We start from the raw sequence: 18907 nt of genomic DNA, 5'->3' as shown, positions 1-18907 counted from the left end.
GTCTGTCGAAGTCACGTCTCCATTCAAGGCAGGCTGTCGAAATCGCGTCATGCCACTGAATCTCGTGACGGGGAAATTCGGGACTTGCCCGATGGCAGCGGTTCTGATAGATGCCGTCCGCGAGCCGCGAACACCCATCTACGGCCGCGGCTGCCGCAGCGGGCGGTCGTGGCGAAGGCGGAACCCGCCGAAGAAGGGCACGCTCCCCCGGTCGTTACGGGGTGGCGGGGAGCCAGGGACGAGGTGCCCGTCACGACTGGCTGTCGTCCGAGTCCTCCGGATCGGGCGCCTGGCCGAGCAGGCCCGGTGTGACGTACTCCGTCCTGGAGTACTCAGCCCCCATCGGGCCGGGCATCCTGGGGCGTTCGGTGTGGCTGCCGCCGGCGGCTGGATAGACCCGCGCGTGCCTCAGGTATTGCTGGGCGGCGGCCTCAACCACCTGGGGCAGGATCCGACCGAACGCCTCCATGCTGGGTACGCCTCGGGCCGCCGCGCGTGAGGCGGCTCGGCCCTGGCTCAGCTTGGTGGGCAGGGTCGCCTCAAGCATGGCGGTGAGTTCGCCGCCGGCGGCCCGGCTCTGATGGTTCGGCGAGAGGTCCGGAGTCGGGAACGTCGAGATCCAGGTGGCGACGTACCACTTCCCGTACCAGCGAGGACGTCGGTCCCGGCATGGTGAATCGTACGCATCGGCGCAGGAACGGCGCGGGCAGCTCCTGCTCCCCGTTGCTCGTCATGACGATGAACGGGAACTCCGTGCACTGCACATGTCCACGCTCGACGAGATGCTTCGCGTCGGTTCCCCACATACGCACGTGAACGCTGTCCTGCCCCTCCCGCAACAGCTCGTCGATGCGGAACTCGCCACGCTCCAGCACGTCGAGGAGATCACCAGGAAGATCGAGATCGCCCTTGTCGATCTCGTCGATGAGAAGAGCGCGGGGCCTGGAGGACGGCAACAGGGCCGTTCCCAGTGGCCCGAGATGCAGAAAGGCTGCGATGTCGTCCTTGGACGCCTCCCTGTCACCCTCACGGACCTTTTCCTGCTGGAGCCTGAGCGCATGAAGGCGGCCGAGCGCGTCATAGCTGTAGAGGGCGTCCTTCAGCGTGCTGCGGGAGGTCACGCCACTGCGCGCCTGTCCTGAACCGCCAGATCACCCCCTCGAAATGATCCCGCAGCCGTTCGGGGTATGGGCCGTACTCGCCTATCGGCAGGAACGGCTCGATCAACTTCCACTGTTCGTCGGTGAGTTGCCTGCGCGTCACGATCGTCTTCCTACCGGATCCGCCTTCCAGGCGGATCCGGATCGGCAAGATTGATCACGACATCACACAGGCCCTAGGGCCTGTCCGGTGGTTCACGCCCTGAGCCAGAGCCGTCGGCCAACGGTGCCGCCGAGGCCGCCCATGCCGCCGAGGCCGCCGGTGGCGCCCGCTCACTCCCCGTCAACCGCCGCCAGCGAAGCCCGCAACGCCTCCTGCAGCTCCGTGTGTTCCGCCGCTCGCTCCACGGCCAGTGCCGTACGGAACTCCCGTCGTGCCCCCGCCCGCGCTCCCGCCGCCGCGTACGACTCACCCAGGCGGCGCCGGATCTCCATCTCGAGCCGTGTGCGGTGCGGCTCCGAACGCCGCGAGATGCCTGCGTGCAGCGCCAGCGCCTGGCGGTGGTGGCGTTCCGCCTCTGCGAGGTCCTCCGCGACCGACCCCAGCCGGGTCAGCGTCAGCGCCAGCAGCAACGGGTCGCCGGCCTCCCGCAGCAGTGCCTCAGCGCGCAGCAGCACCGCCCGCGCCTCCGCCCGTTCGCCGAGCGCCGCATGCCCGTCCGCAAGGGACAGCAGGCGCTGGCTGATCGGTATCGGGCGGCCGTTGCGCTCCGCCGCGGCGAGCGCCGCCCGCGCGTCGGCAAACGCTGATTGCACGTCGCCTCGCATGAACCGGCTCATCGACCGCATCGCCAGCGCCATCGACACCCCCCACTCGTCGTCGGCCCGTTCCAGGACCGGCAGCACCTCGTCGATGGTGGCCGCCACCGTGTCGTACCGCCCCGGCAGGAAGTCCTGGATGGCCAGACCGAGCAGAGGCTGCGCCGCCAACGTCTCGTCGCCGCTCTCGCGGGCGCACTCCAGCGCCTGCCGGAACCAGTCTCCGCCCTGCGCGTTCCGGCCCTGTTGGTAGTCCAGCAGCCCGAGCGACGCCGCCACCAGGACCCGCAGCGCGGGGTCCCCGGTCCGCTCCGCGGCTTGCAGCGCCGTCGTCAGCGCCGTACGTCCCTCGTCGTAGCGATCGTGGTGCAGGAAGTAGTCCCGCAGCGCCACACCCAGCTGCACCGTCAGGACGTCCTCGCCGTGCGCCGCCGCGTACCCCGGCACGTCCGCCAGGTCCGCCCCCGCCTCGTCCAGCCACCGCGCCGCGTCCCGCGCGGAGTCGAACCGCTGCGGATCCCCGTCCGATGCCCGGCCGTCGTCACTGGTGAGCCGGCCCACCTGGACGTACAGCTCCAGTGCCTGCCGGCGGGCCTGCGCCGTCTCCTCGGGCAAGGCGTCGGCCAGCTTCCGGGCGTGGACCCGCACAAGGTCGTGGAGGCGGTACCGCCCCGGGCCCGGCTGCAGCACCAGGCTCGCGTCGTACAGCTCCTCCAGCACGATCTCCGCCTCGTCGACACCCACCCCGAGCATCGCGGCCGGCGTCCACACGTCGAACTCCGGCGTCGGCGCATGTCCCAACAGCCGGAACGCCCGCTGCCGGGCCTCACTCAACTGCTCGTAGGACATGTGGAAGGCGGCCTCCACGCTGCGGTCCCCGGCGCTCAGCTCGCCCAGTCGCCGCTCGTCCCGCGCCATCCGCGCCGCCAGGTGGGCCGGCGACCACGACGGCCGGTGCTGCAGCCGCGCTCCCGCGATCCGCAGGGCCAGCGGCAGGCCCCCGCACAGCCGCGCCAGGTCGTCGACCCCCTCGGGGTCGGCGTCGGTGCGCGCCTCGCCGATCAGGCGGCGCAGCAGCCCGATCGAGTCGGTGGCCGGCAGGGGCTCCAGGGTCACGCACCGGTCCGTGTCCAGTCCGGTCAGCCTGCGTCGTCCCGCCACCAGCACGCGGCTGCCCGGACCGGCAGGCAGCAGTGGCCGCACCTGCGCGGCGCTTCCCACGTCGTCGAGAACGAGCAGCAGCCGCAGCCCGCTGGTGGCGTCGCGCCATGCGGCGATCAGATCGTCGCGGTCCTGGGGTACGTCCGCGTCGGCCGTGCCGAGCGTGCGCAGCAGCCGCTGGAGCAGCCGCTTCGTCAAGGGCCGGTCGCCCGCCGGTGAGTGGTGCGTGCGCAGATCGAGGAAGAGGACGCCGTCCGGGTGCTGGGGGCGGAGCGTCCAGGCCGCGTGCACCAGCAGCGATGTCTTCCCGACCCCGGCAGGCCCGTCCACCGTCGCGACGGTGACGGCATCGTCGGAGCCGGGCGCGGTCAGTGCGGCGACCTCCGCGGCGCGGCCGATCAACTTACCGGCGTTTCCGGGGAGTTCGTTCACCGTGCGAAGCGGCCGGGTCTGCGCCGACACCGGAGGAAGCGATGACCGGGGACGTCCCGAGGCAACTGGCGCGGGGGCCTTCGAGGCGGGCGCTGTGTCCGGGAAGACAGACCCGTCGGGGGTGGCCGAGCCGCGGAGGACGGCCGTGCCGTCGTGACGGAGCACTGCCGCGTGCAGGTCCCGCAGCGCCGCGGACGGTGCGGCCCCCAACTCGTCTCGCAGCCGCCGCCGCAGCCCCTCGTACGCGGCGAGCGCCTCGCCATGCCGGCCGGTGCCGTACAGCGCCCGGATCCTTAAGCCCATCAGCGATTCGTCCAGCGGATGGGCGGCCTCCAGGGAGGCCAGTTCCGCGAGGACCTCGCTGCCGCGGCCGAGCTGCAGCAGACACTCCAGCCGCTGTTGCTGCAAGGACCGGCGCTCGATCAGCAGCCGCTGCCGTTTCCCGAGCGCGTACGGCCCGGGCAGCCCCGCCAGCGGCTCCCCGCGGAACAGGCGCAGGCCCTGATCGGCGGTGTCCAGCGCCCCCTGGGTGTCACCGGCGGCGAGCAGCCGGCCTGTCCCCGCGGAGAGTTCGGTGAGGTGTGCTGTGTCGAGGCGGACCGGTGCGGCAAACCGGTAGCCGCCCGGTCCGACGCGGATCACCGATCTGTCCTGCCCCGCACCCGGCACGTCCAGGGCCCGCCGCAGCGCGTATGCGTAACTCGGCAGGACGCGCCGGCCCGTCGGCGGCGGCTGGTCGCCCCACACTCCGTTGATCAGTTGCTCGTGGCTGACCAGCCGGCCGCCGCGCAGCACCAGTGCCGCCAGCACCGCCTGCCGGCGGGCCGGGCCGATCGGCGCCTCCCGGTCGCCTCGCCATGCCTGCACGGGGCCGAGTAACGCGATGTGCAGGTCCTCCGGCGCCCCCGATTTCATCCGGGCCCTCCCCCTGGGTCATCACGGATCATCAGAACTTCATCGCTATTGCAGCGGTGGGCACCACAGTTGGCAAGTCAGCGCAGGAACCGCTGCGGTCGCGGTGCCGTACGGGGGGCGGCACCGGCGGCGTCGCCTGCAACCCGGCGCCGCGCGCGCCAGATCCGCGGAGGAGCCATGACCCCTGAGGTTGCGCTGCTCCTGGGCCGCTGCGGCCTCGTTCTGTACGGCCTGGACGACGGCGGCTGCCGGATCCGCGTTGCCGGCGGCCCGGCCGTCGGCCGGGTGGAAGGCAGCGCGGGCGCCTGGAGCGCCTGGGCACGGCGGCACGACGGCTGTCAGGTCCTGGTCGCCACCGACCTGCCCAGCCGGAGCGCGGCGGTGTGCGCGGTCGCCGATCACGCCGAGTGGGAGGACCTGGCACGGGTCCGGCCCGCGAAGACGACACGGAGGTACCAGATGACGAGCATGAAGCGGCGCCACCTGTGGAGCCTGGCCCGAGAGGCCCGCAGGGCGCGGGAAGCGGGGGAGATGACGCACACGGTGCAGCTCTACCTCAATCGGCCGGTGTACGGGAAACGGGCCGTCAGGCGGGCGGACCGCGGGGTCGACGAAGCGATCCAGGCCGTCGAGGGCGCGGGCTGGAAGTGCTGCGGAATCGAGCCGTGGCTCGGCACCGGTGTGCTGCTCAGCTTCGTACGGGCCGACTGATGGCGTCGTGCCGGGCGTTCGCGCCTCACGGGACACGCAGGAGACACGGCGTCATGACTCGACCACATCGATTTCGTCGAGGTGTACTGGCGGGCCTGCTGTCCGCCGTACTCACAGTTCTCTTGCCGGCCATGGGCGCTGGTCCCTCCCATGCGAGATCAGCGCCTTCCTCGACCATAACCGCCTCGTCGTCCATTCCTGAGAACGGAATACTCCCCTACAACGGGGATCGTCTCATGCGGTTGCTGTACACGACTCGTCTCCTCGGAGCGCCGTTCCAAGGGGATCGCGTGTTCACGGCCTACCGGAACGCCGCCTTTGTTCTGCTCGATCCCAGTGGCCTGACAAACTCCAACATACGCCAGATAGTCAAAAGGGAACCGGCGCGCAACGGCCCGCTCGTCGTCGCACGCCTGTTGGATGCCACCTATTTCAAGGACTATCTGCCCCAAGGGGCGTACAAGAATCTGGACGGCGACAAGCGGCTGCTCATGATAGGGGCACTCAGCTTCCCCAAGGACGCGTACAGCAAGTTCGGGAAGGAAAAGGACAAGAGTAGCGGCAGTCATTCGGAGACTCTCATTCTGGGTCAGCGAAAAATCCTTCTCCAGACATACCAGAATGCCGAACTGGAGGAACTCACCTGGGGCTCGGAGCGGGCCGAATGCTCAGCCTGCACAAAAAAGACTTCCCCCAACGCCAGGCACTTTCATGTCCACCCCTATGATCTCACCGCCAAGGAGATCGGTCAGTACGCCAAGGAACTCAAGGACGCAGGCCAGGACAAGGACACCGTGAAGGGCGTCCATGAGAAGTACGAGGAAATCTTCAAAGACAGGCAAGTCGTCGCACAAAATGGGCTGGCGGCCGACATCAGCGGGGCATCCCGTGCGTACGACAAGGAACTAGGGGAGTTCGGTTGGGAAGCAGCAGGTATTCTCACCGTCCCTGAGAGCGATTGCCCCTACGGCAAGGCCAACGGGGCAGCTCGTCCCGGCGACACGCCCTACGCGACAGCGGCATTCGCCATACCTCGAGCGCGGGCACAGTCACGGCCGTGTCCACCCGAGCAGGCGACGAAGCACGCCACTGGTCTGGCCACAGCATTGGCCGACGCCAAGTCGGCGCCTGGCGGCATCGACTTCTCCAGCTTGGAGTTGCGCTATCTGTCGGATCCGGGCGACGGCAGCGGTTTGCAGTACTCGTTCAGCGCCGAAAGCAATCCGATGAAGGGCGACACGGGCACACGCACCGGACTCGAGGCCGCCAGTCAGACCTCCGACGCGTTCTTTGTCTGGCTTTCCCTCGACCCTTCGGCGTTCTGGGTCAACCTCAACCCCAACGAACCGCATCGCATCGTCGACGACCAGCTGGGGCGTACGGATGTCGGGCGCGTCATGCTCGAGGCAGACCTGCGGATGAAGAAGACCATCGGCAAGCTCATCCATCCCCACACCACGCTTGGGCGCAGGTTCTGGAACGGCGTCCGGGGCGACTGCATGTCGTACCGCACGTGGATCCTGCCTGCACCCGCTTCGGTCCACCAGGACGGAGAGAAGCTGTACATCCTCGACGCTCCTCTCGACGTCAGGATGGAGACCCAGTACCTCCAGCAACACGGCCAGTCCGCCGCTGGTACATGCCCGCAGCAGGACAAGGCCACCGACGACCACAACGAGGCACATTTCCGCAGCTTGATCCTGCCCGAGCTCAAGCACGCCATCAACACCGCACCCGAATACACCGAACTGCGGCGGGTGTATCTCGCCCGGGTCGCCGCCGAGTGGTACCGCGACCTGAGCCGGGCCAAGGACACCACCTACGGTGCACTCGTCGACAAGGGCGACATCGACAGCTGGAAGGCCACCGGGGACTGGAAGCCGACCGACACCTTCGACAAGTTCGTCCGCTCGTACACCAAGGGCGAGTTCAACGTCACCGACCGGACAACCACCGGCGGCGAAACGTACGTACGGACGTATACCTACGGCGGTGTCGACCTCACGAGGATTCCTCTCCAGAAGGTCTCGGACGACCGTTTCGCGGCGGACTTCGCGAAGCTTCCCAAGAACATCGACCGTTCGCTGAACGCACCGTCCGTCGCCGACGGGGACGACATCGTCTGGCTGGGCGCGCCCACACCGCGCCAGGCCGCCGGCCTCGCCGCGCCTGCGAACCCGCTGTCGACAGCTGCCTTGGTGCTGCGCCTTCTGCCCGTGCTCGTCCCCCTCGCCGTACTGCTGTGGTGGCGCCGACGTCGCCCGAGGGCCGCGGCCGAAGCCAGTCACCTGCGCAGGCCGTCGTGATGTCGCCCTGAGCGGCGGGCTCCCGGCGGCCGACCGAAACCGCCGCTTCGATACCCGACAGTCCTTCACCTTCCTCACCGAACACATCGATTGCCAAGCGGAGTCAACGCGCACTCCGCGGAACGGGATGCCGTCGTGGCATCCACCACGCCCGAGGGCGCTCCTGAGACAGAGCGCCCCTGAATCCGCGAAGGGGAGTCGTGACCGACCCGGAACCGACGCACGAGACACCGGACACGGACGAGACGCCGACGACACCACAGGCGTTGCACACCGAAGGCACTGACAAGCCACAAGCAGACAACCGTGCTCCGCAGCGGCGCAGGCAAGCCCGGTTCATCGGCGCCGGCGCTCTCGTACTCGCCTTGCTTGCAGGCCTGCTGGTCCGGCTCTCCGGGGGCGACGACGAGGCCGAAGCCAAGGGGGATCGCCGACCGTTCGACAAGGCGGTGGCGAACCTGGCGGTCGCCAAAGGGCTGCGCTACAAGGACACCGCGATCGCCGGGATCACCGCGCGGGACGTCACCGTCACCGCGTCCGGCAAGAAGTTCGGCGTCACGGGCTTCGGCGACGACCTGAAGAGTCTGGGGCAGGACGTCCTGCGGATCGGGGGGAAGACCTACACCCGGTGGACCAAGGCTCCCGAACACGAGAAGAACAACCTCCCCAAGGAGAGGCAGGACGGGCCGGGGCGGTGGACGCTCAACCCGCTCGGCGGCACCAAGACCCTTGACGAGACGCTCCAACAGTACGTTTCTCCCAAGGAATTGGCCGCACATCTCAGCCGCGCCCTCGACCAGGTCGAGCGGTTCCCCCTGGCCGACGATCCGGACACACCGCCCCTCGTCATGAACGGCGTACCGGCCCTGCGCGTCGACACCTCCGCCGGCAGCCTGGTCGTCTCCGAGAAGGCGCCCCACCGCGTGCTGCGCCTGGAACCGTACGACGTCGGCGACATGGCCGATCGGATCAAGGACTCGTACTCGCAGGGAGCGACGCCTTCGCTTCCCCCCACGGTGGAACAAGGCCCGCTGAAGGAGGGCGACTCCGAGGGGATGGAGCTGACCCCGCTCACCGGGCCCGAGGCCGACGCGATGTTCGACAGGCTCGAGGACTACATCGAGAAGCTCGGCGACGCGGTGGACGACAACGTCGACTTCACGCTGAACACCGGCGGCTCCCTGAACTGCGGCAACGGCGGCTGCTCCATCAACGAGAGCTTCACCGGAAGGATCGTCCCTCGCGAAAGGGGGGCCCGTATCGACATCAACCAGGTCACCGCCGTCATGACCGTCAGCGTGACCATCAACGGCAAGTCCGCCGGCGGATGCACCAGCCCGCCGACCGTCGTCCGCTTCAGTGGCAACGCGTCGAGCGGCAACCTGTCCTGCGACGTCCCCGGGGCCGGCCCGATCTACGCCGCCGAGAGCGCCCGCCTCAAGGCCCAGGCGGAACGCGAATCCGCCGCGTCCGGCGGCCGGCCCGTCAACTACCGCGTCTCGATGCGGGCCTGGGCCGAGATCGACGCACAGGCCATCGCCGCCGGCCGGGTGGAAGAACTCACCGAGGAGGTACGCCGCGAGCGCCGTGACGGCGCTGGAGCATAGTTCGCGCCGGGGTGGTGCCGGATACTGATTCGGTCCCCCCACTGCTTGCCCGAGCGATCAGCCGGTGGCTTCGTACAGAAGCCACCGACCAATCGTGCTCCGGTCCGGAGGCGGCAGCGTGCATGCAGCTGCCGTCCGTCGGTCTCCGCAGGCCGGCATGTCAGCCGGAGACGGCCCTCTCCCAGCCTCGGGCGACCGTCCTCTTCGCCTTCTCCAACTGCGCGTCCGTGGGGAACTGCGGCGTGCCCTCGACCGTCGGCAGCCTTGCGGCGGCCGCCTCGTCGAGGGTGCCGTCGTTCTTCATGACATCCATCAGCACGGGGCGGGCGTAGCCGACGAGCCGGAGGTTCTGGCCCTCGACGCTGAAGAGGTACTCCTGCCACAGGCGGGCAGCCGCCGGGTGCGGGGCGTGCTTGTTGACGGCCAGCGCGTAGTACTGGGCGAAGCTGCCGTCGAAGGGGATCGCGACCTGCCAGTCCAGGCCTTTGCTGCGGAACCGGTCGGCGTAGTCGAGGTTGACGTAGTCCCAGTCGATGCTGACGGGCGTCCTGCCGCTCTCGACCGCGGCCGAGGTGGACTCGACGGGGTTGAAGTTGCCTTTCTTGCTGAGTTCGGCGAAGAAGTCGAGACCGGGCCGGATGTCGTCGAACGACCCGTTGTTCGCCAGGGCGGCCGCGTACACGCCGGCGAAGGCGGTACCGGACCGTGTGGGGTTGCCGTCGAGCGAGACCTTGCCCTTGTACGCGGGTTTCAGCAGATCGGCGAAGGTCCGGGGACAGGGCTTGACCCGATTGGCGTCGCAGCCGATGGAGATGTAGCCGCCGTAGTTGTTGGCCCAGCGGGCGCCCGGGTCCTTCTGGTTGTCCGGGATCGAGTCGAACGCGGCGACCTTGTACGGCGCCAGCAGGTTCTGCCGGGCCGCTGCCCGCGCGAACGTATCCCCTACGTCGATCACGTCGGGCGCGTTGGCCCTGCCCCTGGTCTTCTTCATGGCGTCGATCTCGTCCTGGCTCGAGCCCTGCGGATCGTCGACCGTGACCTTGATCCCGTACTTCTTCTCGAATCCGTCGATCAGGCCGCCGTAGTTGGCCCAGTCACGCGGAATCGCGATGGCGTTGAGCGTGCCCTCGGCCTTTGCCGCGGCGATCAGCGCATCCATGCCGCCCATGTTCTCGGCGGAGGTGGCAACCGACGGCTTCTCGGGGGCGGGGGCCGGTGTCTCACCGCATGCGCTCAGGACCGCGAGGGTGAGGCAGGCGCAGGCCGCCGCTGTTCGGGCACGAGCTGCAGGCACGATGACTCCGGGGGCTCAGGAACGAGCGGTTGTCACGAGTACGGGGGGCGACAGACCGGTCATCGAGGCCAGGGTACCCGGCCGACTGGACGGCCGGGTCCCGGGCGATCACCCTCCGGGACCGGGAGCACGCCCGCTGTGACCAGGGGAACGACCGCCGGCCGGAAGCCGTGGCCGGGCCCGCGGGGCGCCCCCGGGAGGCCGGTCGTGCGGCGACTGCGGGGATCAATCTCACCATGCCGTGTCGTCCCAATGGTCGATCAGGATCTCGCCGAGGCTCTCCGCCGAGGGGGCGGTTCCGTCGTGGAGGGACAGTTCGGCCCAGATGACCTTGCCCGTGGGGATGTAGCGGGTGCCCCAGCGCTCGGCGAACTGGGCGACCAGGAAGAGACCGCGGCCGCCCTCATCGGTGACCTTGGCCCGCCGCAGGCGGGGTGAGGTGCTGCTGCCGTCGGAGACCTCGCAGATCAGCGCGCGGTCGCGGAGCAGCCGGAGGGTGATGGGCTCGGAGCCGTAGCGGATGGCGTTGGTGATCAGCTCGCTGAGGACGAGCTCGGCGGCGAACGCGATCTCCTCCAGGCCCCACTCCGCGAGCCGGCGGACGCAGGCGGTGCGGACCGGAGCCACCGCCGCCGGGTCACGGAGCACGTGCCACTCGGCGACCTGCGCGGGGTCGAGCCGGCGCGTGCGGGCCACCAGCAGCGCGATGTCGTCTCCGGGCTGAGCGGGCATCATGGCTTCGATCACCGCGGCGCAGGTGGCCTCCGGAGTGCGGTCGGGCCCTGCCAGGGCGCCGCTGAGGGCCGCCAGGCCGGCGTCCAGGTCCCGGTCGCGGTCCTCGATCAGTCCGTCGGTGTAGAGCACCAGCCGGGAACCCTCGGGCACGGTCAGTTCGGCGCTCTCACTGGGCAGGCCGGCTCCCAGGCCCAGCGGCGGGGAGATCGGCAGCGGGGGGAAGGCCACGGTGCCGTCGGGGTGGACCACCGCCGGCCCCGGATGGCCGGCGGTGGCGACCGCCATCTGCCCGGATGCGGGATCGTAGACGGCGTACAGACAGGTGGCCCCGCTGATCCCCTGCCCGTCCCCCTCGGCGACGTCCTCGCCCGTGTCGATCTGGGTCACCAGATCGTCCAGACGGCCCAGCAGTTCCTCCGGAGGCATGTCCAGGACGGAGAAGTTGTGAACGGCGGTGCGCAGCCGGCCCATGGTGGCCGCCGCGTGCAGGCCGTGGCCGACGACATCGCCGACCACCAGGGCCACCCGGGCACCGGACAGCGGGATGACGTCGAACCAGTCCCCGCCCACCCCGGCCTGGGCCGGCAGGTAGCGGTAGGCCACCTCCAGGGCTGTCTGCTCGGGCAGTCCGCGCGGCAGCAGGCTGCGCTGCAGAGTGACGGCCATGGTGTGCTCGCGGGTGTAGCGGCGGGCGTTGTCGATGCACACCGCTGCCCGGGCGCCCAGCTCCTCGGCGAAGGACACGTCCTCCTCCTCGAACGGTGGGGAGGCGTCCGCCCGCCAGTAGTGCGCCGCTCCGAGCACCACCCCCCGGGCCCGCAGCGGGACCACGATCAGGGAGTGGATGCCGCGGTCCAGGACTCTTTGTGCACGTGGGGGGTCCTGGGCCCGCCAGCCTTCGGAGGCGCTCAGGTCCCCCACCAGTACCGCTCGGCCGTCGGCCGCGCCTGCGGCCGTGGGGTGGGAGGCGACGAACCGGATCGACTCGCCGACCGGATAGAGGGGATGGTCCCCCTCCAGGCCGACGACGGCGGTGCGGCGCATCACGGTGCTCGCACCGGACGGCTCCTCGCCGCGCAGGACCGGGTCCAGGAGCTCGACGGTGACGACGTCGGCAAACCGGGGGACCGCGACCTCCGCGAGTTCCTCGGCGGTGCGTGTGACGTCCAGGGTGGTCCCGATCCGCATCCCGGCGTCGTAGAGCAGCTGCAACCGTCCGCGGGCCGTCTCGGCCCTGCCGGCGAGAGCCTGCAGCTCAGTCGTGTCCCGCAGTGTCACCACACTGCTGGCCGGCCCACGGGAGGCGGTGAACCGCCTGTTGACGGCAAGCAGCCGGTCGGCCGCCAGGTGTACCTCATCGCTGGCCGGGCGCTCGGACGTCAGCAGCTCGGCGAGGTCCGCCTCCAGCCCCAGAGCGGTGACATGACGGTGCTCCGCGTCCGCCGGAAGGTTCAGCAACCGCCGGGCCTCGTCATTGGCCAGCAGCAGCCGGCCGTCTCCCCCGATGATCAACACCCCCTCCCGCACCGCGTGCAGGACCGCGTCGTGGTGCTCGTACATCCGGGTCATCTCGGCCGGGCCCAGGCCATGGGTCTGCCGCTGCAACCGCCGGCTCACCAGTGCCGACCCGGCTGCGGCCAGGGCGAGCGCCCCGGCCACGACCCCGACCAGGACGGGGAGCTGCTGGTTCACCCTGTCCTGCACCTTCCCCACCGTGACGACGGCGGAGACGATGGCCACGACCGAGCCACTGGCGTCCTTGACGGGGACCGCCGAGATCACGGAGAGCCCCAGGGCCCCCTGGAAGGTTTTGGTGAACGCCTGTCCGGACGCCGCTTCGGCGTAGGGGCCGATGACGTATTTCCCGATCTGCTTCGGATCACTGTGGGTGAGGGTGATCCCGTCCGGCCTGTACACGATGACGGCATCGACGCCGGCGGCCTTGCGGACCGCCTCGGCGCTCGGCTGCAGCATTGCGGTCGGGTCGGGACTGTCCAACGCCGTCAGGAGCCCCGGGGAGGTCGCGAACGTCTGGGCCGCGGTGAGTGTCCGGTGCCGGGCGTCCGCCATGCTGTCGCGCCTCGCCTGCACGACGAGAGCCACCAGCGCGGCGGCGACGACCAGCACGACGACCGCCAGTTGCAGGAGGAACACCTGGCCCGCGAGACTGCGCACGCTCAGCAGGGAACGCAGGCGCCGCAGCAGACGCCCCGCCGTTCCACGACGGTGCGGCTGGTCCTGTTCCTGGTCGTGGCGCCCTTGACGGCCGTGTCCGGGGCGATGAAGCCGACCGGGCACATGAATACCTTTAGGCGAATTGAACAATTTACGCCTGATTCGACCCAAAACTCCGCGCATAGGTAATTTCTATCGCTTTGAGGTGCCGATCACAGGACGGTCGGGGCGGAAGCAGGCCGCGGTGGAACCACCGGGTGATGCCCAGCCGTCCGGGCCGCCGGGCGTCGGGGCCCGGCCGGGCCGAGACCGGCCCCGGGCGCGTTGCTCGAAGAGTCCGCCCGCGCGGCAGTTCCCGCGACGTCCCTGCTGGAGCGCTGCCCCCTCCAGCGCGTGGTCGCGGCCGGTGCGCTGATGCCGGCGGTCGCGATCGCGGCCGCCGGCATGGACCTGCTCGCGCCGTGCGTCCTGGCCACCCTGCTCGCCGCCCGCGCCCGCGCGTGCGCGAACCGCCTCCCCCCTGAGGGCTGTCCACGGACAGGCCCTGGACCTGTTCCCCGTCGGAAAGGGACAACGGCCAACGCTCTCAGCGCACTTCCTCTCCGGCCGCGAGCCTGGCGATCGCCCTCGCCGGCTGCACCCTCTCTCAGGCGTCGTCGGCTTCGACAGTGCTTCGCGAGTGCGGCTCGGACACAGGACGGTTTCAGCGGCGGCTCCGCGGTGCGCACCGCTTTCCGACTGCCTGGTAACTTCGTCGAGTTGATCATCCACCGCGGCCCCGTCGGCCCGTGGACCACTGCGCGCCGCCCTGCCGTGCCGCGCCTGATCAGCACGCCAGGAACACCCTGACCACTCGTTAAGGATGCCCAATTGACCCGCTTCCGGCTCAACCGTTTATCCCGTCTCGCGGGGCCCGCCGCGGTCTTCGCCCTCGCCGCGTCCGTACTGCCCGCCACCCCGGCGCTCGCCGAGTCGTCCACGCCGCACCTCGACGCCGTCGAGCGGACCCTGCGGCAGGTGTCACCGGGGCTCGAAGGCCATGTGTGGGAGCGCACGAGCGGTAACAAGCTGGACGGTTCCCCGGGCAACTCCTCGGACTGGCTGCTGCAGACCCCCGGCTGCTGGGGCGACGCCACCTGTGCCGAGCGTTCCGGTACCGAGCGGCTGCTGGCGAAGATGACCGAGAACATCTCGAAGGCCACGCGCACGGTCGACATATCCACCCTGGCGCCGTTCCCGGACGGGGCGTTCCAGGATGCGATCGTCGCGGGCCTCAAGAGCTCGGCCGGGGCCGGCAACAAGCTCAAGGTGCGCGTTCTCGTCGGGGCTGCGCCGATCTACCACATGAACGTGGTTCCGTCGAAGTACCGCGACGAGCTGCGGTCCAAACTCGGCAAGGCCGCCGACGGTGTCACCCTGAACGTCGCGTCGATGACGACCTCCAGGACCGCGTTCTCGTGGAACCACTCGAAGCTCCTTGTGGTGGACGGCCAGTCGGTGATCACCGGCGGCATCAACAGCTGGAAGAACGACTACATCGACACCACTCACCCGGTGTCCGACGTCGACCTCGCGCTCACCGGTCCCGCCGCGGGATCCGCCGGCAGGTACCTGGACGAGCTCTGGGCCTGGACGTGCCGGAACAAGGGCAACTTCGCCAAGGTCTGGTTCGCCTCGTCCCCCGGCGCGGACTGCATGCCGGCGATGGAGAAGGACTCCAACCCCGCCCAGGCCCCCGCGACCGGAAACGTCCCGGTGATCGCCGTCGGCGGCCTCGGTGTCGGAATCAGGGACTCCGACCCGTTGTCGGCGTTCCGGCCGACGCTGCCGACCGCGTCCGACACCAAGTGCGTCGTCGGCCTGCACGACCGCACCAACGCCGACCGCGACTACGACACGGTCAATCCGGAGGAGAGTGCCCTGCGGGCGCTGATCGACAGCGCGAGCAGCCACATCGAGATCTCCCAGCAGGACCTCAACGCCACATGTCCTCCGCTGCCGCGGTACGACATCCGCCTGTACGACGCCCTCGCGGCGAAGCTGGCTGCCGGTGTGAAGGTCCGCATCGTGGTGAGCGACCCCGCCAACCGCGGTGCGGTCGGCAGCGGCGGCTACTCGCAGATCAAGTCGCTGAGCGAGATCAGCGACGTGCTGCGGAGCCGCCTCGCGCTGATCACCGGTGGCGGGCAGGGGGCGACGGCGGCGATGTGCAGCAGCCTGCAGCTGGCCGCCGGTCGTCACTCCGACGCTGCCGCATGGGCCGACGGCAAGCCGTACGCGCAGCACCACAAGCTGGTTTCGGTGGACGGATCGGCCTTCTACATCGGATCGAAGAACCTCTACCCCGCCTGGCTGCAGGACTTCGGGTACATCGTGGAGAGCCCGGAGGCGGCAGGACAGCTCTCCGCCGAGCTGCTGGCCCCGCAGTGGAAGTACGCGCAGGCGACCGCCACCTTCGACTACGCCCGGGGGATCTGCCAGGGCTGACCCGGCGGTGGACCCGGCACCGGGAGCGCCCCGCCCGGCAGTCGCCGGGCGGGGCCATCGCTGCTCTTTCCGCAGCCGCCCCGTCAGACCTTGAGCGCCTTCACGGCCGTGGGTGCGTGGCCCGGCTCGGTCGCGAGCTCCTCGAACTCGGAGATGTCGCTGATGTCCATGGTGCGGCTCATCGAGATGTTGGTGATCCGCTCCAGGATCGCCTCGACGACGACCGGCACCCGGTACTCGGCGGCGAGCTTCTTCGCCTCCTCGAAGGCGGGCAGCAGCTGGTCCGGCTCGGTGACCCGGATGGCCTTGCAGCCCAGGCCCTCGGCGACCTTCACGTGGTCGACGCCGTAGACGCCGAGCTCCGGCGCGTTGATGTTCTCGAACTCCAGGTTGACCTGGAAGTTGATGTCCAGGCCCAGCTGCGCCTGACGGATCAGGCCCAGGTAGGAGTTGTTCACGAGGACATGGACGTACGGGATGCGGTGCTGGGCGCCGACCGCCAGCTCCTCGATCATGAACTGGAAGTCGTAGTCGCCGGAGAGCGCGACGACCTGGGCCTCCGGGTCGGCGGTTGCGACACCGAGCGCGGCTGGAATGGTCCAGCCGAGCGGGCCCGCCTGGCCGCAGTTGATCCAGTGGCGCGGCTTGTAGACGTGCAGCATCTGCGCGCCGGCGATCTGGGAGAGGCCGATGGTGGTGACGTAGCGCGTCTCCGGGCCGAAGGCCTTGTTCATCTCCTCGTACACGCGCTGCGGCTTCAGCGGCACGTTGTCGAAGTGCGTACGGCGCTGCAGGGTGGCCTTGCGCTCCTGCGTGGAGGCGATCCACTCGTCGCGGTCGGGCAGCTTGCCCGCGGCCTTCAGCTCCTTGGCGACCTCGACGAAGAGCTCCAGCGCGGCCTTCGCGTCCGAGGCGATGCCGTAGTCCGGGGCGAAGATCTTGCCGATCTGGGTGGGCTCGATGTCCACGTGGACGAACGTGCGGCCCTTGGTGTAGACGTCGAGCTTGTAGCCGGTGTGGCGGTTGGCCCAGCGGTTGCCGATGCCGAGGACGAAGTCGGACTCCAGGAAGTTCGCGTTGCCGTAGCGGTGCGAGGTCTGGACGCCGACCATGCCGGCGTTCAGCTCGTGGTCGTCGGGCAGGGTGCCCCAGCCCATCAGGGTGGGGATGACCGGCGTGCCGGTGATCTCCGCGAACTCGACCAGCAGGTCGGAGGCGTCGGCGCTGATGATGCCGCCGCCGGCGACGATCAGCGGGCGCTCGGACTCCAGCAGGAAGGAGATCGCCTTCTCGATCTGGGCGCGGGTCGCGGCGGGCTTGTAGACCGGCAGCGGCTCGTACGTCTCCGGGTCGAACTCGATCTCGGTGAGCTGGACGTCGATCGGCAGGTCGATGAGGACCGGGCCGGGGCGTCCGGAGCGCATCAGGTGGAAGGCCTGCTGGAAGACGCCGGGGACCTGCGCGGCCTCCAGGACGGTCGTGGCGGCCTTGGTGACCGGCTTGGCGATCGACGCGATGTCGACGGCCTGGAAGTCCTCCTTGTGGATCACGGAGGTCGGCGCCTGGCCGGTGATGCAGAGGATCGGAATCGAGTCACCGATGGCGGAGTAGAGGCCGGTGATCATGTCGGTGCCGGCGGGGCCGGACGTACCGATGCAGACTCCGATGTTCCCGGGGCAGGTCCGGGTGTAGCCCTCGGCCATGTGCGAGGCGCCCTCGACATGGCGGGCGAGGGTGTGGTCGATGCCGCCGCCCTCCTTGAGGGCCTTGTAGAAGGGGTTGATCGCCGCGCCCGGCACACCGAACGCGTTGGTGACGCCTTCGCGCTTGAGGATCTCAACTGCCGCTCGGGCGGCGGTCATACGGGGCATGGAGTGCTCCTGCTTCGGCCTGGCGGATCGGGCTCTGTCGCGCCACCTGAGAGCGTCGATTCCGAGCTTGTTCCGTGCTGTTCCGGGATGCTTTCCGGTGTTCTTCCGGTGGCTTTCCGGGATGCGGAAGTATTCTTCTACTATCCGGAATCAATCTAAGCCGCCTCCCGGATCGCGTCAAGGGAGGGGCCTGCCGGCGATGGCCGAAGTCCCTCCCCAAGGCGTCTCGGTTGGTGGACGATGGACCACGAGGCGTGGCCGACAGCGCCGAAGGGGGACAGCCATGGGAGATCACGTACCGGTGCGCTGCCCGGTCTGCCGCCGTACGCACACGTTCGCGTCGCCCGTCTATCCGTGCGCCTGCGGGGCGCCGCTCGCCCCGCCGCTGCTCCAGGGCGCCCCCTGTGAGCCGATACGGCGCCGCACATGGACCGACGACTGGGTCACCGTCCGGTGTCAGGCGTGCGGGCGACAGGACCAGTGGCCGCAGCCGGAGCTGGGCTGCCCGTGCGGCACGGTCCTGCGCGTCCCGGTCCGGCCGGTGACGGCCGCCCCGACATCGTCCGCGGGGGCGGCGGCGTCACCACGGACCGCTTCCGCCGCCTCGGGCGCGACGGGACCGGTGCCGGGCGGGCCGGGGTCGGGCGCACCCGGATCCGGCGGCCCGGGGTCCGGCGCCGCCTCCCCGTCCGCACCGTCTCCCACCCCGGCGCCGGGATCTCCCGCCTCGTCCACCTCGTCGACCCCAGACGCCACCTCGGAGGCGAGCGACGGCGCGACGGGCCGGCCCTCGCACATCCCGCTGCCCCGCACGACCTCCGTGCCGCGCCCGACCTTCCACCCGGTCACGATCCGCACCGCGCGCGACGCGGTGACCGCCGCCGCGCTGTATCTGCGCTGGCTGGGATTCCGTGAGGTCGTCCAGCCGGAGGAGCGGTCCACCAGCGGGATCGATCTGCGCGGACCCGGTCTGGTCGCCCAGGTGGACCCCACCACCCGCCCGGCCACCCTGCGCGCCGTCGAATGCCTGTGGCTGAACGGGCTGAGCGCGTCCTCGGTCAGCGTCTTCTTCTCCCTCGCGGGGTACGCGGCGGACGCCCGGGCCCGCGCCGACGATCTCGGCGTCCCGCTGTTCGTCATGGACCTCACCGGCACCCCACAGCCGGTGAACGGTCCCGCGGACGAGCTTCTGTCGGCCGGCGCCTGACGACGGCCGTCCGCGGCATCTCGTACGACACGGAAAGCGGTCGCGGTGGGTCGTGTCTTCGAAATCCCGTCTGCCCGACGCTACTTT

11 protein-coding genes and 1 pseudogene are annotated in these 18907 nt (G+C 69.9%); 5 read left to right on the top strand and 7 right to left on the bottom strand.

The genetic code is table 11. The annotated features are described in order from the left end of the window. Nucleotides 1-250 precede the first annotated feature (250 nt). From ACZ6ZQ_RS19410 to ACZ6ZQ_RS19395, 4 genes and pseudogenes are all read right to left on the bottom strand, one after another. Nucleotides 251-547 (bottom strand): hypothetical protein, encoded by a 297-nt coding sequence (locus ACZ6ZQ_RS19410; protein WP_469769727.1) that lies wholly within the window; start codon nt 545-547, stop codon nt 251-253. Beyond that, entirely contained in the window at nt 540-1121 is a 582-nt protein-coding gene (locus tag ACZ6ZQ_RS19405) for a MoxR family ATPase (RefSeq protein ID WP_469769726.1), read from the bottom strand. The genes ACZ6ZQ_RS19410 and ACZ6ZQ_RS19405 overlap by 8 nt, the downstream gene beginning before the upstream one ends. Next, nucleotides 1111-1263: pseudogene (locus ACZ6ZQ_RS19400) on the bottom strand (transposase); the annotation flags it as partial. The pseudogene ACZ6ZQ_RS19400 and the gene ACZ6ZQ_RS19405, both read right to left, overlap by 11 nt. A gap of 170 nt (nt 1264-1433) precedes the next feature. Then, complete coding sequence (locus tag ACZ6ZQ_RS19395; protein ID WP_469769725.1) at nt 1434-4427, bottom strand: AfsR/SARP family transcriptional regulator; 2994 nt, start codon at nt 4425-4427, stop codon at nt 1434-1436. A gap of 177 nt (nt 4428-4604) precedes the next feature. Between ACZ6ZQ_RS19395 and ACZ6ZQ_RS19390 the strand changes: the two genes are divergently transcribed. The 3 genes from ACZ6ZQ_RS19390 to ACZ6ZQ_RS19380 all read left to right on the top strand — a co-directional run bounded on the left by ACZ6ZQ_RS19390 (nt 4605) and on the right by ACZ6ZQ_RS19380 (nt 9051). Further along, entirely contained in the window at nt 4605-5138 is a 534-nt protein-coding gene (locus ACZ6ZQ_RS19390; protein WP_469769724.1) for a hypothetical protein, read from the top strand. A gap of 290 nt (nt 5139-5428) precedes the next feature. Then, nucleotides 5429-7444, top strand: a complete 2016-nt coding sequence (locus ACZ6ZQ_RS19385) for a hypothetical protein (protein WP_469769723.1) — start codon at nt 5429-5431, stop codon at nt 7442-7444. A gap of 200 nt (nt 7445-7644) precedes the next feature. After that, entirely contained in the window at nt 7645-9051 is a 1407-nt protein-coding gene (locus ACZ6ZQ_RS19380; RefSeq protein ID WP_469769722.1) for a hypothetical protein, read from the top strand. Between the two features lie 160 nt (nt 9052-9211). Here ACZ6ZQ_RS19380 and ACZ6ZQ_RS19375 read toward each other — a convergent pair whose 3' ends face one another. Next, nucleotides 9212-10345, bottom strand: a complete 1134-nt coding sequence (locus ACZ6ZQ_RS19375; RefSeq protein ID WP_469769721.1) for an ABC transporter substrate-binding protein — start codon at nt 10343-10345, stop codon at nt 9212-9214. A 231-nt stretch (nt 10346-10576) separates the two neighbouring features. Further along, nucleotides 10577-13255, bottom strand: coding sequence for a SpoIIE family protein phosphatase (locus ACZ6ZQ_RS19370; protein ID WP_469769720.1), 2679 nt, complete (start codon nt 13253-13255; stop codon nt 10577-10579). Nucleotides 13256-14125: 870 nt separating this feature from the next. Between ACZ6ZQ_RS19370 and ACZ6ZQ_RS19365 the strand changes: the two genes are divergently transcribed. Then, nucleotides 14126-15742 carry a phospholipase D-like domain-containing protein gene (locus ACZ6ZQ_RS19365; protein ID WP_469769719.1) on the top strand — a complete coding sequence of 539 codons (1617 nt, stop codon included), beginning with the start codon at nt 14126-14128 and terminating at the stop codon, nt 15740-15742. Nucleotides 15743-15825: 83 nt separating this feature from the next. Here the strand turns inward: ACZ6ZQ_RS19365 and gcl are convergent, their stop codons facing one another. Next, entirely contained in the window at nt 15826-17613 is a 1788-nt protein-coding gene (gene gcl / locus ACZ6ZQ_RS19360) for a glyoxylate carboligase (RefSeq protein ID WP_469769718.1), read from the bottom strand. A 283-nt stretch (nt 17614-17896) separates the two neighbouring features. On the opposite strand from gcl, the gene ACZ6ZQ_RS19355 reads away from it, so the two are divergent. Further along, a complete protein-coding gene (locus ACZ6ZQ_RS19355; RefSeq protein WP_469769717.1) occupies nt 17897-18820 on the top strand; it encodes a hypothetical protein in 924 nt (307 codons plus the stop codon). Nucleotides 18821-18907: the final 87 nt, after the last annotated feature.

The sequence above is a fragment of the Streptomyces sp. NPDC053673 genome, from assembly GCF_055585225.1.
Note: the sequence above shows the minus strand (reverse complement) of the source record. Positions and strands in the feature narration are given on the sequence as shown.

What these genes read in the sequence shown, in the direction of transcription:
- ACZ6ZQ_RS19410 (WP_469769727.1), bottom strand. Translation starts at nt 547, where the DNA reads ATGCTTGAGGCGACCCTGCCCACCAAGCTGAGCCAGGGCCGAGCCGCC.
- ACZ6ZQ_RS19395 (WP_469769725.1), bottom strand. Translation starts at nt 4,427, where the DNA reads ATGAAATCGGGGGCGCCGGAGGACCTGCACATCGCGTTACTCGGCCCC.
- ACZ6ZQ_RS19390 (WP_469769724.1), top strand. Translation starts at nt 4,605, where the DNA reads ATGACCCCTGAGGTTGCGCTGCTCCTGGGCCGCTGCGGCCTCGTTCTG.
- gcl (WP_469769718.1), bottom strand. Translation starts at nt 17,613, where the DNA reads ATGCCCCGTATGACCGCCGCCCGAGCGGCAGTTGAGATCCTCAAGCGC.
- ACZ6ZQ_RS19355 (WP_469769717.1), top strand. Translation starts at nt 17,897, where the DNA reads ATGGGAGATCACGTACCGGTGCGCTGCCCGGTCTGCCGCCGTACGCAC.